Consider the following 14,300-nt stretch of genomic DNA (forward strand, 5'->3'; position numbering starts at 1 on the left):
ATCAGTTTGCCGCTGCGTTTTCCGCTTCCAGCAACTGCGCCCACAGCGCCGGGGCGCCTGCGGCCTTGGCAATGATCTCCAGACGCCCGGCGTGCTCGGCCAACTCATCGTCGGTGGCGCGGATCACGATGCTGCGCGGCCGGTCGGCGGGCAGGCGGCGGATTTCGCTGCCCTGGTTGGCCGAGCCTTCGCCGGCGCCGTCACTGGAATTGCCAGCCAGCGACAGGCTGGTCTGGCCGCCGGTCATCGCCAGGTAAACGTCTGCCAGGATCTCGGAGTCGAGCAAGGCGCCGTGCAAGTCACGGCCGGAGTTGTCGACGCCATAACGCTTGCACAGGGCGTCCAGGCTGTTGCGCTGGCCTGGGTGGCGTTCGCGCGCCATCATCAGGGTGTCGAGCACCGAGCAATGCTGGGTGATATCGGCACGGTGCGCCTGGCCCATCAGCGCGAATTCGTTGTTGATGAAGCCAACGTCGAACGCCGCGTTGTGGATGATCAGCTGCGCGCCTTCGATAAAGTCGAAGAACTCGTCGGCAACTTCAGCAAAGCGCGGCTTGCCTTCCAGGAACTGGTCGGTGATGCCGTGCACGCCGATCGCGCCTTCATCGCTGCTGCGATCCGGTTGCAGGTACACGTGAAAGTTACGCCCGGTCAGGCGCCGGCCAATGAGCTCGACACAACCGATCTCGATGATGCGGTGACCATCGGTAACCGGCATACCGGTGGTTTCGGTATCGAGGACGACGAATCTCGTGGCCATGGGCAAGCACTCTCACAAATCAACAGGCGGAAACAGCCGCGTACTTTAGCACAGTCCTCGCCACGGGCTGGCGATGGCGCCTATTATCCGCCCATTGCCGTTTACCTGGAGAAAGCCCCCCATGACGATCAACCTGGACACGGTCATCGACCGCCACGCCACCGCCAGCACCAAATGGAGCCGCTACCCCGCCGACGTGCTGCCGATGTGGGTGGCCGACATGGATTTTGCCGTGGCGCCGAACATCATTCGCGCGCTGCAGCAACGCCTGGAGCACCCGCTGCTGGGCTACAGCGTGGCCCAGGACGAACTGCGCGAAACGTTGGTGGCCGAGTTGTGGCAGCAATATGCCTGGCGCATCAAGCCTGAGGACCTGGTGTTTTTACCCGGCGTGGAAGGCGGCGTGAACATGGCCCTCAACGGCCTGTTGCCGGCGGGCAGTGGCGTAGCGGTGCAAACGCCCAACTATCGGCCCCTGCTCAATGCACCAGGCCACTGGAACATGCCGCGTATCGAGTTGCCGTTCAAGGTGGATGCCAAGGGTGAATACCCCACCGATATCGCGGCGCTGAACGAGGCGCTGGGCCAGGCCGCAGCGCTGATTTTGAGCAACCCGCACAACCCGCTGGGCAAGGTGTTCGAGCGCGCTGAATTGCAGGCTATCGGCGATGCCTGCGTGGCCAATGACGCGCTGATCATCAGTGACGAAATCCACGCCAAGATTCTGTTTGATGGGCGCACGCACATCCCCATGGCCAGCTTGAGCGACGACATTGCCCAGCGCACCATCACCCTGATGTCGGCAACCAAGGCCTATAACATCGCCGGGGTGAAGACCGCGTTCGCCGTGGTGCAAAACGCGGCCCTGCGCCATCGTTTCAACACGGCCCGGTTGGGCCTGGTGGACAGCGTCAGCCCGTTTGGCCTGGTGGCCACCCAGGCGGCTTACCAAGGCAGTGCCGAGTGGCTGGCCCAGGTGATTGATTACCTGCAGGCCAACCGCGATTACCTGGCGGACTTTGTCGCCACCCGCCTGCCGGGCGTGAGCATGACCTTGCCCCAGGGCACTTACCTGGCGTGGCTGGATTGCTCGCAGTTGGGCCTGCAAGACCCGTATCGGTTCTTTTTGGACGAGGCCAAGGTGGGCTTGAGCGCGGGGCCGGATTTTGATGATCACGCCGCCAAGCAGTTCGTGCGCCTGAACTTCGGCTGCCCGCGGGCGTTGCTGGAGGAAGGTTTGGTGAGAATGGAAAAGGCCTTGCAAGGGCGCTGACCGATTCGCCTGTAGCCTCCGCGAAAAGATCGCTGCAGTTTACCTGCTGCACCGCGTTACGGCCTTCGCGGATGAATCCGCACCTACAGGGGGGTGGGGTTATCCGCGAAGGCTGCGACTGATCTAGCGCTTGGCCGCGCGGATCTCGTCGACGCCGCGGTTGGCCAACTGGTCGGCTCGCTCGTTGCCGTCGTGGCCGGTATGCCCGCGCACCCACTTCCATTTGACGGTGTGGCGGTTGACCTGCTCATCGAGCAATTGCCATAGGTCGGCGTTTTTGACCGGCTGCTTGGCGGCGGTTTTCCAGCCGCGCTTTTTCCAGTTGACCATCCACTCGTTGATGCCTTTCATCACGTATTCGGAGTCGGTCACCAGCAGCACGTCGCAGGAACGCTTGAGTTCTTCCAACCCGCGAATGGCGGCCATCAACTCCATGCGGTTATTGGTGGTTTCGCGCTCGCCGCCCCACAGTTCCTTTTCGACGCCCTTGCACACCAGCAAGGCGCCCCAGCCGCCGACACCCGGGTTGCCCTTGCAGGCGCCGTCGGTAAAGATTTCAACGCTATCGCTCATTACTCATCCATCAGTGTCAGGGTTCGCTGTTGCGTCGATTGACCTTGGCCATCGGCAGCGGAATCAGTTTGCCCATCGGTTCGCGCCGGGCCTTTTGCAGAGGCCGCAGCCCCACCACCAATTTGCGCGCTACCAATATATAAAAGCCGCCGCCAGCACTTTGCCAGCCGCCAGCCATGCGCTCCCAGCCGGCCAGACGCGCCTGCCAGCCTGGGGAGGCAAGCGGCGGACGATAGCACCCGAAGCGGCGTTTCTCCAGCGCGAAGCCCAGCAGGTTGAGCCAGTCGCCCACCCGGGAGGCGGAAAAACAGCGTGCCTTGCGCAAGGCATCGTGGGCAAACACCCGGCGCAAGCCCCAGGCGCTCCAGGGATTTATGCCAACGATCAACAAATGGCCACCGGGGCGCACCGCACTGGCGGCCTCGCGCAGCAGGCTGTGGGGCGACAGGCTGAAATCCAGGCCGTGCTGCAGCACTACCACGTCGGCGGCGTGCTCGCTCAGGGGCCAGGCCTGCTCTTCGCAGACGATTTCGACGCCCGGCAACGGCGCGCCCAGGCGTACGTTGCGCTGCACCTGCGGGGCCTGGGGCGGTGTATCGGCGCTGGGGCCGTAATGCACCAGGTAGCCGCCAAAAAAACGCCCCAGCTCATCTTCCAACAATTTTTGTTCTTCTTGCAGCAACAGCTGACCCAAAGGCCCGGCAAACCAGTCCCGCGCCAGGCTGATCAGCTCCAGCCACTCAGGGTCAGCCTGAGCAAATGCTTTGTCGGTCATTGCCGTCTCCCATCGAGAGGTTCACCAAAAGCCCCTACAGGCCCTAAGATGCACCATTATTCAATGCTAAGCGAATCGAGCCATGATACAGATCGACGCACTGCCGGCCTTCACCGATAACTACCTATGGTTGTTACAAGACACTGCAAGCAAACGCTGCGCGGTGGTCGATCCAGGTGACGCGGCGCCGGTGCTGGCGTGGTTGGCGGCGCACCCGGGCTGGCAACTGAGCGATATTCTGGTCACCCATCACCACCACGACCACGTGGGCGGCGTGGCCGAACTCAAGCAGGCCACCGGGGCCACCGTGTACGGCCCGGCCAACGAGAACATTCCGGCCCGTGACGTAGCGTTGGCCGACAACCAGCGCATCGAGGTGCTGGGGTTGGCGTTTGATGTATTCGCCGTGCCGGGCCACACCTTGGGCCATATCGCCTATTACCACGGTGACGCCAGCCCGCCGCTGTTGTTTTGCGGCGACACCTTGTTCGCCGCCGGTTGCGGGCGCCTGTTCGAGGGCACGCCTGCGCAGATGCACCATTCGCTGCAACGCCTGGCCGCGCTGCCGGACGCCACCCTGGTGTACTGCACCCACGAGTACACCTTGAGCAATCTGCGCTTCGCCGTGGCCGTGGAACCTGAGAATGACGACATCGCCCGGCGCTTTGCCGACGTCACCCGTTTGCGCGCCGAAAATCGCAGCACGTTACCCTCCAATTTGGCCCTTGAACGCCTCACCAACCCATTCTTACGCGCTGGAGAAGACACTGTTACAAAAAAAATGGACGAACGGACCGGACGGTCCAATGTCTCTGAAGTTGCTGTTTTTGCTAGCCTGCGCGCTTGGAAAGATACGTTCTAAAGAGAATCTGCTTGGTTCGAAAAATTCTGAGAGGTTGACCATTGGGAGGGCGCTTTCTAGAATCGCCCGACATTTTTGCCCGGATCACCCTCCCAGCCAATGTCGTCAACTACTCGAAAGACCTTCACTTCAGACGCATTGACGCGGTTGGCCCAGGCCATCGCGCTGACCTTGCCCGTACTCCTGGTGGGTTGCCAGACCTCGAGCCAGATCCCCGATACCGAGAGCGCTCGCGCACACAACCTCAACGCTCGGATCAAGCAAAAACCGATTTTCATCACCAGCCAGAAAGCCCAGCAGCAAGCGCCCCAGGATGTCTGGGAACGCATGCGCCAGGGCTTCCAGCTGCAAGATGGCGTGGGCGTCAACCCGCGCGTCGAACAGCAACGGCTATGGTTCGTCAGCAACCCCTCGTTTCTCGAGAACGCCAGCGACCGCGGCAGCCTGTACATGCACTACATCGTCGAGCGGCTCGAAGAGCGCAACATGCCGCTTGAGCTCGCGTTGCTGCCGGTGATTGAAAGCGCCTACAACCCCATGGCCTATTCGCGCAGCGATGCCGTGGGCCTGTGGCAGTTCATCCCCTCGACCGGGCGCTACTTCAACCTGCGCCAGACCAACGTCTACGACGGCCGTCGCGACGTGACCGCCTCCACCACCGCGGCGCTGGACTACCTGTCGCGCTTGCACGACATGTTCAACGGCGACTGGCTGCTGGCCCTGGCGGCCTATAACGCGGGCGAAGGCACGGTCAGCCGGGCCATCGAGCGCAACGAAAAACTCGGCCTGCCCACCGACTACTGGAACCTGCCACTGCCCCAGGAAACCCGTGACTACGTGCCCAAGTTGCTGGCCCTGTCGCAACTGGTCATGGCACCGGAAGCCTATGGCGTGAACCTGAGCCCCATCGCCAACCAGCCGTATTTCGAAGTGGTCGAGGTCAACCAGCCGATGGACCTGTCGCGCGTCGCGGCGCTGGTCAATATCGACGAAGACGAGCTGTTCCAGCTCAACCCAGCCTTCAAGAAACGCATGATCGTACAGGCACCGCAGCATTTGTTGCTGCCGACCGCCAAGGCGCAATTGCTGACCGCCAGCCTGTCGAAGATGAACCCCGAGGAGCTGCTGAGCCTCAAGCCCAAGGTGCCGGTGTTCGAAGGCCCGGTCGGCTCCCCCGCCCGCCAACGCAGCTATCGCGTGAAGTCCGGTGACAACCTGTCGTTGATCGCCAAGGCCAACAAGGTCAACGTCAAGGACCTGCAACGCTGGAACAAGCTCTCGGGCCAGCGCTTGAAAGTCGGCCAGACCTTGGTGATGCAGGACAACACCCGCAAGACCACCACCTTGGCCAGCAAAGGCAGCCAGCGCCTGGCAGCCAACAAGCAAACCGCCACCCGCTACAAGGTGCGCAAGGGCGATTCGCTGTATGCCGTGGCGCAGCGTTTTAACGTTGAAGTGGGCCACCTCAAGCGCTGGAACCCGCGCAGCGCGCACGCACTCAAGCCTGGGCAAACGCTGACCGTTTACGTCGACCGCTAGTCGCTCCCCAGACCGCGATATCCCGTAGGGGCGGATTTATCCGCGAATAGGCCGCCGCGGTGCATCAGGCATACTGCATCGCGGCCTTCGCAGATCGATCCGCTCCTACAGAGTGGCCGCCGCTGCCGGCCTTTTACCGGTTGGAACAAACTGTTACTGTACCGGTAATAAAGCCCAAAAAGCCGCCTGGATCGGATCTCTGACTTGATGCGTCCCCTCCTCCTTGCCATCGGCCTGGCCTTGAGCTTTTCTGCGAGCGCGACCATTACGCAAAGTCATGGTTACGCCCAGTTCGGCACCCTCAAGTACCCGGCGACCTTTACCCATTTCGATTGGGTCAACCCCGATGCCCCGAAAGGCGGCACCGTGCGGATCATGGCGTTTGGCACCTTCGACACGCTCAACCCCTACACCTTCAAAGGTTCAAGCCCGGTTACCACGCCCAACTTCCTGCAATACGGCGTGAACGAGCTGAACGAAACGTTGATGTCCGGTACCGGGCTGTACGACCCTTCCGGCGATGAAGCCACCTCCAGCTATGGCCTGATTGCCCAATCGGTGGAATACAGCGAAGACCGCAGCTGGGTGGTGTTCAACCTGCGCCCCGAAGCGCGGTTCAATGATGGCCAGCCCATTACCGCCAGCGACGTGGCATTTTCTTACCACCTGCTGCTCAAGCAGGGCCACCCGCTGTACCGCACCAACCTGCAGGAAGTGCAACGGGTGGACGTGCTCAACGCCCACCGCGTGCGTTTCGTGTTCAAGCGCAGCGGCAACCCGTTGTTGATCCTGCGCCTGGGCGAACTGCCGGTGCTGTCGCGCCATTACTGGAAAGGCCGCGACTTCCAGGCCACCACCTTCGAGCCCCCGGTGGGCAGCGGCCCTTACCGGATCACCCAGGTGCAACCGGGCCGGCGGCTGGTGTTCGAGCGGGTCAAGGACTGGTGGGGCAAGGACCTGCCGGTCAACCGTGGCAAGTACAACTATGACCGCGTGGAGGTGGAGTTCTACCGCGACGCGGACGTTGCCTTCGAAGCGTTCAAGGCCGGCGAGTTCGACCTCTATATCGAGCACCAGGCCAAGAACTGGGACAACGGCTACAACTACCCGGCGGTGCGCCGGGGCGAGGTGATCAAGGCCGAGATCAAGCACAAGATCCCGACCCAAACCCAGGGCCTGTTCATGAACACCCGCCGCGCGGCCTTGAGCGACATTCGGGTGCGCCAGGCCCTGGGCCTGCTGCTGGATTTCGAATGGACCAACAAGGCGCTGTTCAACAGCGCCTACAAGCGGGCCACCAGTTATTACCCCAACAGCGAGTTCGCCGCCAGCGGCCTGCCAGTGGGCCAGGAGTGGCTACTGTTGTCGCCCTATCGCGATCAACTGCCGGCCACGCTGTTCACCGAGCCGTTCAGCGTGCCCAGTACCGACGGCAATGGCATCCCCCGTGAAACCCTGCGCAAGGCCCTGGGCCTATTGGCCGATGCCGGCTGGACCTTCAATGGCCAACGGCTGCAGGACAAGAATGGTCGGCCGATGCGCGTGGAACTGCTGCTGGTGAACCCCAACCTGGAGCGCATCCTGCAGCCCTATGTAGAGAACCTTGAAAACATTGGTATCGATGCGCACTTGCGCACGGTCGACCGGGCCCAGTACAAACAACGGCTGGACCAGTTCGATTTCGACATGATTCTGATGACGCTCAACCAGACATTGAGCCCGGGCCTTGAGCAGTGGCAGTACTTTCATTCCAGCCAAGCCAAGGTCAAGGGCAGCAAAAACTACGCAGGCGTCGCCAACCCCTTGGTCGACCACCTGTTGGAAGACCTGCTGGCCGCGCAAACCCGCGACCAGCAGGTGGCTGCCGCACGGGCATTGGACCGCGTGCTGCTGTCGCAGTACTACATGATCCCCAACTGGTACCTGGACTATCACCGCCTGGCGTACCGCAACCGGTTCGCCTTCGTCACCACGCCGCCCTATTCGCTGGGCCTGAGCGCCTGGTGGCTCAAGCCCCTGGAGAAACACCCATGATGCCCAGGCACGCCCTGCTAATGCAGGCTTGCGGCCTTTTGCTGTCAGGATTGGCCTGTGTCGCCCACGCGGCTGGACAACACGCCGTGACCCTGTACAACGAAGCGCCCAAGTACCCGGAAAACTTCAAGCATTTCGATTACGTCAACGTCGACGCCCCCAAGGGCGGGACCTTCCGCCAGGCCGGGTTTGGTGGCTTCGACAGCCTCAGCCCCTTCATCAGCAAGGGCGTGCCCGCCGATGACATCGGCCTGATCTACGACACGCTCGCGCGCCAGAGCCTGGACGAGCCGCTGACCGAATACGGCTTGGTGGCACGCAGCATCGAAAAGGCCCCGGACAATACCTGGGTGCGCTTTTACCTGCGCCCCGAAGCGCGCTTCCATGACGGCCACCCGATCCGTGCCGAAGACGTGGTGTTCACCTTCAACACCCTGATGAAAGATGGCTCGCCGCTGTACCGCACCTACTACGCGGGCGTCGCCGAGGCGGTCGCCGAGAACCCGTTGACCGTGCTGTTCAAGTTCAAGAACGGCGAAAACCGCGAGCTGCCGCTGATCCTCGGGCAGTTGCCGGTATTGCCCAAACACTGGTGGGCCAGCCGCGATTTCACCAAGGGTAACCTGGAAATCCCGCTGGGCAGTGGCCCCTACAAGGTGGCTTCGGTGAAGGCCGGGCGCTCCATCCGCTATGAGCGGGTAAAGGACTACTGGGGCAAGGACCTGCCGGTCAACCGCGGTTTCTACAACTTCGACTACATGACCAGCGAGTACTACCGCGACAACACGGTGGCACTCGAAGCACTCAAAGCCGGCCAGTTCGACTACTGGTTGGAAATGAGCGCGAAAAACTGGGCCACCGCCTACGACACCCCCGCCGTGCGGGAAAAACGCCTGGTGCGCGAAGAGCTGCCCAACGGCAACCCCACTGGCATGCAGGGCTTTGTGTTCAACCTGCGCCGGCCGATGTTCCAGGACGTGCGCGTGCGTGAAGCACTGGGCCTGTTGCTGGACTTCGAGTGGACCAACAAGCAACTGTTCAACGGCGCCTACACGCGCACCGACAGCTTCTTCGAGAACTCGGAACTGGCCGCCAGCGGCCTGCCCAGCGCCGATGAGCTGAAATTGCTGGAACCGCTGCGCGGGCAAATCCCGGACGCGGTGTTCACCACCCCGTTCAAAAACCCGGTCACCGACGCCAGCGGCATGATCCGCGACCAGCAGCGTCGCGCCTACCAACTGTTGCAAGACGCCGGCTGGCACGTGGTCAACGATCGCATGGTCGACACCACCGGCAAACCGGTGAGCATCGAGTTCCTGCTGGCCCAGGCCGAGTTCGAGCGCGTGCTGTTGCCCTACAAGCGCAACCTGGCGGACCTGGGCATCGAACTGGTGATCCGCCGCGTCGACACCTCGCAGTACATCACCCGCCGCCGTTCGCGGGACTTCGACATGATGATCGCCAGCTTCCCGCAAACCGATTCGCCGGGTAACGAGCAACGCGAGTACTGGGAGTCGGCCAGCGCCGACCGCGCCGGCAGCCTGAACCTGATGGGCCTGAAAGACCCGGCCATCGACAGCCTGACCGAAAGCCTGATCAACGCCGACACGCGTAAAAACCTGGTCACACACACCCATGCGCTGGACCGGGTGCTGCTCAACAGCTACTTCCTGGTGCCCAACTGGCACATCAAGACCTGGCGCGTGGCGTACTGGGACCACATCGGCCACCCCGCCGTGTCGCCGCGCTACGACGTCGGCACCGCCACCTGGTGGGTCAAGCCCGACGCCAAGCCGGCCATCCCGGTCGTCGCGCCGGACGCCGCCCCTTCGAGCCCGGAGCAATAACATGCTGGCGTATATATTCAGGCGGCTATTGCTGATTGTTCCGACGCTGTTCGGCATCCTGGTGATCAATTTCCTGATCATCCAGGCCGCCCCCGGAGGCCCGGTGGAGCAAATGATCGCCAAGCTCGAAGGTTTCGAGGGCGCCACCAGCCGCATCGCCGGTGGCGGTGCCGAGGTGTCGGTGGCCGGCTCCAGCTACCGTGGCGCACAGGGCCTGGACCCGGCCCTGGTGCAGGAAATCGAGAAGATGTACGGCTTCGACAAGTCGGCACCCGAGCGCCTGTGGATCATGATCAAGAACTACGCCCACTTCGACTTCGGCGACAGTTTTTTCCGCGATGCCAAGGTCACGGACCTTATCCTGGAAAAAATGCCGGTGTCGATCTCGCTCGGGCTGTGGAGCACCCTGATCATGTACCTGGTATCGATCCCGCTGGGCATCGCCAAGGCCACGCGCCACGGCAGCCATTTCGATGTGTGGACCAGTTCGGCGATCATCGTCGGCTATGCCATCCCGGCGTTCCTGTTCGCCATTTTGCTGATCGTGGTATTCGCCGGCGGCAGCTACCTGAACTGGTTCCCGCTGCGCGGGCTCACCTCCAGCAACTTCGAGGAGTTGACCTTCGGCGGCAAGTTGCTGGACTACTTCTGGCACCTGGCGTTGCCCGTCACCGCCTTGGTGATCGGCAACTTCGCCACCATGACCTTCCTCACCAAAAACAGCTTTCTGGACGAGATTGGCAAGCAGTACGTGGTCACCGCCAAGGCCAAGGGCTTGAGCAACCACAAGGTGCTGTACGGCCATGTGTTCCGTAACGCGATGCTGCTGGTGATCGCCGGCTTCCCGTCTGCCTTCATCGGTATCTTCTTCACCGGTTCCTTGCTGGTCGAGGTGATTTTTTCCCTCGACGGCCTGGGCCTGATGAGTTTCGAGGCGGCAATCAACCGCGACTACCCGGTGGTGTTCGGCACGCTGTTCATCTTCACCTTGCTGGGCCTGCTGGTGAAACTCATCAGCGACTTGACCTACAGCCTGGTCGACCCACGGATCGACTTTGAAAGCAGGGAGCATTGAGATGACCCTATCCCCCATCAACCGCCGTCGCTTTGCCCGCTTCAAGGCCAACAAGCGCGGCTGGTGGTCGCTGTGGCTGTTCCTGGTGCTGTTCGGGCTGAGCCTGGGTGCCGAGCTGATCGCCAACGACAAGCCGCTGGCGGTGCGCTACGACGGTGAATGGTACTTCCCGGCGCTCAAGCGCTACGCGGAAACCACCTTCGGTGGCGAGTTCCCGCTAGAGGCCAATTACAAGAGCCCCTATATCCAGAAACTGCTGGCCGAGAAGGATGGCCTGACGATCTGGGCGCCCATCCCGTTCAGCTACCAGAGCATCAACTACGACCTGAAAGTACCCGCCCCCGCGCCGCCTTCGGCGCAGAACTGGCTGGGCACCGATGACCAGGGCCGCGACGTGCTGGCGAGGGTGATCTACGGCTTCCGGATTTCCGTGCTGTTCGCGCTGACCCTGACCGTGCTCAGCTCGATCATCGGGGTGATCGCCGGCGCCTTGCAGGGCTTCTATGGCGGCTGGGTCGACCTGGTAGGCCAACGCTTCCTGGAGGTGTGGTCGGGGTTGCCGGTGCTGTACCTGCTGATCATCCTGGCCAGCTTCGTGCAACCCAACTTCTGGTGGCTGCTGGGCATTATGCTGTTGTTCTCCTGGATGAGCCTGGTGGACGTGGTGCGCGCCGAGTTCCTGCGTGGGCGCAACCTGGAATACGTGCGCGCCGCCCGTGCCCTGGGCATGGAAGACGGCGCGATCATGTTCCGCCACATCCTGCCCAACGCCATGGTCTCGACCATGACCTTCATGCCCTTCATCCTCACGGGCGCGATCGGTACCCTCACCGCGCTGGACTTCCTGGGCTTCGGCCTGCCCGCCGGCTCGCCGTCGCTGGGTGAGCTGGTATCCCAGGGCAAATCCAACCTGCAGGCGCCTTGGCTTGGCATCAGCGCTTTCGCCGTGCTGGCATTGATGCTGAGTTTGCTGGTGTTTATCGGCGAGTCCGCTCGCGATGCGTTCGACCCGAGGAAATAAGATGAACCAGGACAACCTGATCGAGATTCGCGACCTGGCCGTCGAGTTCGTCAATGGCACGCAACGCCAGCGCGTGGTGGAGGGTGTGAGTTTCGACATCCGCCGCGGCGAAACCCTGGCCCTGGTGGGCGAAAGTGGTTCGGGCAAATCCGTTACCGCGCACTCCATCCTGCGCCTGCTGCCCTACCCGCTGGCCGAACACCCCAGCGGCAGCATCCGCTATGCCGGCCAGGACATGCTGCACCTGCCCGAAAAAAAGCTGCAGCAGATCCGTGGCAACCGCATCGCGATGATTTTCCAGGAGCCGATGACCTCGCTCAACCCGCTGCATAACATCGAAAAGCAGATCAACGAGGTGCTGGCCCTGCACAAGGGGCTGACCGGCAAGGCGGCCACCGACCGCACCCTGGAGTTGCTGGCACTGGTCGGCATCCCCGAGCCACGCAAGCGCCTCAAGGCCCTGCCCCACGAGCTTTCGGGCGGGCAGCGCCAACGCGTGATGATCGCCATGGCCCTGGCCAACGAGCCGGAACTGCTGATCGCCGACGAGCCGACCACGGCGCTGGACGTCACCGTGCAGCTTAAAATCCTCGAATTGCTCAAGGACCTGCAGGCCCGCCTGGGCATGTCATTACTGTTGATCAGCCACGATTTGAACCTGGTGCGAAGAATTGCGCATCGCGTATGTGTCATGCAGCGCGGTTGCATCGTCGAACAGGCAACGTGTGCAGAATTGTTTCGCGCGCCGCAACACCCTTACACCCGGGAGCTGCTTGCAGCCGAGCCCAGCGGCCGGCCCGCCGACACCATTGTCGGCCCGCCAATGCTGGAGGTCGAAGACCTGAAAGTCTGGTTCCCGATCAAAAAGGGCTTGCTGCGACGCACGGTCGATCATGTGAAAGCGGTGGACGGGATCAACTTCAGCCTGCCCCAGGGCCAAACCCTGGGCATTGTTGGCGAGAGTGGATCGGGAAAGTCCACCTTGGGCCTGGCCATCCTGCGGCTGATTGGTAGCCGCGGCGCCATACGCTTGCAGGGAAAACCGCTAGACTGCCTGACGCGGCAACAGGTACGCCCGTTGCGTCGGCAAATGCAGGTGGTCTTCCAGGACCCCTTCGGCAGCCTGAGCCCGCGCATGAGCGTGAGCCAGATCGTCGGCGAGGGCTTGCGGATTCACCAGATCGGCACGCAAGAAGAACAGCAACAGGCCATCATCGATGCGCTCAAGGAGGTAGGCCTGGATCCGGACAGCCGGCACCGCTACCCTCACGAGTTCTCTGGCGGGCAACGGCAGCGTATCGCCATTGCCCGGGCCCTGGTGCTCAAGCCTGCGTTGATCCTTTTGGACGAGCCCACTTCGGCGCTCGACCGGACGGTGCAACGCCAGGTGGTGGAGCTATTACGCTCCCTGCAACGCAAGTACAACCTGACTTATTTGTTTATCAGCCATGACCTGGCGGTAGTCAAAGCCTTGAGCCACCAATTGATGGTGATCAAGCAAGGCCAGGTGGTTGAACAAGGTGCGGCGTCGACGGTCTTCGCCGCACCGCAACACCCCTATACACAACAGCTGCTGGAAGCCGCTTTCCTGGCTCCAACAGTTGTCGATTAACCTGAAGAGGAACAACACATGGGTTTTCTCGCCGGTAAGCGCGTACTGATCGTCGGTGTCGCCAGCAAACTGTCCATCGCATCCGGCATCGCTGCCGCCATGCATCGCGAGGGTGCTGAACTTGCCTTCACTTATCAGAACGACAAGCTCAAGGGTCGTGTCGAAGAGTTCGCGGCAGGCTGGGGCTCCAATGCGGACCTGTGCTTCCCTTGCGACGTGGCCAGCGATGAAGAAATCGCCAAGGTCTTCGAACAACTGAGCAAAAAGTGGGACGGCCTGGACTGCATCGTGCACTCCGTGGGCTTCGCCCCGGGCGATCAACTGGACGGCGACTTCACCGAAGCCACCACCCGTGACGGTTTCCGCATCGCCCACGACATCAGTGCCTACAGCTTCGTGGCCCTGGCCAAGGCTGGCCGCGAAATGATGAAAGGCCGCAATGGCAGCCTGCTGACCCTGTCGTACCTGGGCGCCGAACGCACCATGCCCAACTACAACGTGATGGGCATGGCCAAGGCTTCCCTGGAAGCCGGCGTTCGCTACCTGGCCGGCTCCCTGGGCCCGGACGGCACCCGTGTCAACTGCGTATCGGCAGGCCCGATCCGCACCCTGGCAGCATCGGGCATCAAGAACTTCCGCAAGATGCTGGCAGCCAACGAAGCCCAGACCCCACTGCGTCGCAACGTGACCATCGACGAAGTCGGCAACGCCGGCGCGTTCCTGTGCTCGGACCTGGCATCGGGCATCAGCGGCGAGATCATGTACGTGGACGGTGGCTTCAACACCACGGCCATGGGCAACATCGAAGAGTAATTTCGATGGCATAAAAAAACGCCGCTCATTGAGCGGCGTTTTTTTTGCCTGTAGGTGCGGATTTATCCGCGAATAACACGCCGCAGTACATCAGTGACAGCGCGGCGGCCTTTCGC

General features: G+C 62.1%; 12 protein-coding genes. 9 read left to right on the forward strand and 3 right to left on the reverse strand.

Annotated features, from left to right (window positions below; translation table 11 throughout):
- Position 1: 1 nt before the first annotated feature.
- The gene (gene dnaQ / locus L9B60_RS03215; RefSeq protein ID WP_249676169.1) at positions 2-760 is read right to left on the reverse strand and encodes a DNA polymerase III subunit epsilon; all 759 of its coding nucleotides are present in this window, start codon (positions 758-760) and stop codon (positions 2-4) included.
- A gap of 121 nt (positions 761-881) precedes the next feature.
- Between dnaQ and L9B60_RS03220 the strand changes: the two genes are divergently transcribed.
- Positions 882-2,033, forward strand: a complete 1,152-nt coding sequence (locus L9B60_RS03220; RefSeq protein WP_249676171.1) for a MalY/PatB family protein — start codon at positions 882-884, stop codon at positions 2,031-2,033.
- Between the two features lie 123 nt (positions 2,034-2,156).
- Here L9B60_RS03220 and rnhA read toward each other — a convergent pair whose 3' ends face one another.
- Positions 2,157-2,606 carry a ribonuclease HI gene (gene rnhA, locus L9B60_RS03225; protein ID WP_249676174.1) on the reverse strand — a complete coding sequence of 150 codons (450 nt, stop codon included), beginning with the start codon at positions 2,604-2,606 and terminating at the stop codon, positions 2,157-2,159.
- A gap of 16 nt (positions 2,607-2,622) precedes the next feature.
- Entirely contained in the window at positions 2,623-3,381 is a 759-nt protein-coding gene (locus L9B60_RS03230; RefSeq protein WP_249676176.1) for a class I SAM-dependent methyltransferase, read from the reverse strand.
- 82 nt (positions 3,382-3,463) lie between these two features.
- Here L9B60_RS03230 and gloB point away from each other — a divergent pair, with 82 nt between their 5' ends.
- The 8 genes from gloB to fabI all read left to right on the forward strand — a co-directional run bounded on the left by gloB (position 3,464) and on the right by fabI (position 14,184).
- On the forward strand, positions 3,464-4,243 hold the full coding sequence (gene gloB, locus L9B60_RS03235; RefSeq protein WP_249676179.1) for a hydroxyacylglutathione hydrolase: 780 nt from the start codon (positions 3,464-3,466) through the stop codon (positions 4,241-4,243).
- Positions 4,244-4,342: 99 nt separating this feature from the next.
- On the forward strand, positions 4,343-5,782 hold the full coding sequence (locus tag L9B60_RS03240; protein WP_249676181.1) for a lytic transglycosylase domain-containing protein: 1,440 nt from the start codon (positions 4,343-4,345) through the stop codon (positions 5,780-5,782).
- Between the two features lie 207 nt (positions 5,783-5,989).
- Positions 5,990-7,816 carry an extracellular solute-binding protein gene (locus tag L9B60_RS03245; RefSeq protein ID WP_249676184.1) on the forward strand — a complete coding sequence of 609 codons (1,827 nt, stop codon included), beginning with the start codon at positions 5,990-5,992 and terminating at the stop codon, positions 7,814-7,816.
- The gene (locus L9B60_RS03250) at positions 7,813-9,663 is read left to right on the forward strand and encodes an extracellular solute-binding protein (protein WP_249676186.1); all 1,851 of its coding nucleotides are present in this window, start codon (positions 7,813-7,815) and stop codon (positions 9,661-9,663) included. Before L9B60_RS03245 ends, L9B60_RS03250 begins: the two co-directional genes overlap by 4 nt.
- 1 nt (position 9,664) lies before the next feature.
- The gene (locus L9B60_RS03255; RefSeq protein ID WP_249676189.1) at positions 9,665-10,738 is read left to right on the forward strand and encodes a microcin C ABC transporter permease YejB; all 1,074 of its coding nucleotides are present in this window, start codon (positions 9,665-9,667) and stop codon (positions 10,736-10,738) included.
- 1 nt (position 10,739) lies between these two features.
- A complete protein-coding gene (locus tag L9B60_RS03260) occupies positions 10,740-11,759 on the forward strand; it encodes an ABC transporter permease (protein WP_249676191.1) in 1,020 nt (339 codons plus the stop codon).
- 1 nt (position 11,760) lies between these two features.
- Complete coding sequence (locus tag L9B60_RS03265) at positions 11,761-13,371, forward strand: ABC transporter ATP-binding protein (protein ID WP_249676195.1); 1,611 nt, start codon at positions 11,761-11,763, stop codon at positions 13,369-13,371.
- An 18-nt stretch (positions 13,372-13,389) separates the two neighbouring features.
- Positions 13,390-14,184, forward strand: coding sequence for an enoyl-ACP reductase FabI (gene fabI, locus L9B60_RS03270; protein WP_249676197.1), 795 nt, complete (start codon positions 13,390-13,392; stop codon positions 14,182-14,184).
- Positions 14,185-14,300: the final 116 nt, after the last annotated feature.

It is taken from the genome of Pseudomonas abieticivorans (assembly GCF_023509015.1).
Classification (GTDB): domain Bacteria; phylum Pseudomonadota; class Gammaproteobacteria; order Pseudomonadales; family Pseudomonadaceae; genus Aquipseudomonas; species Aquipseudomonas abieticivorans.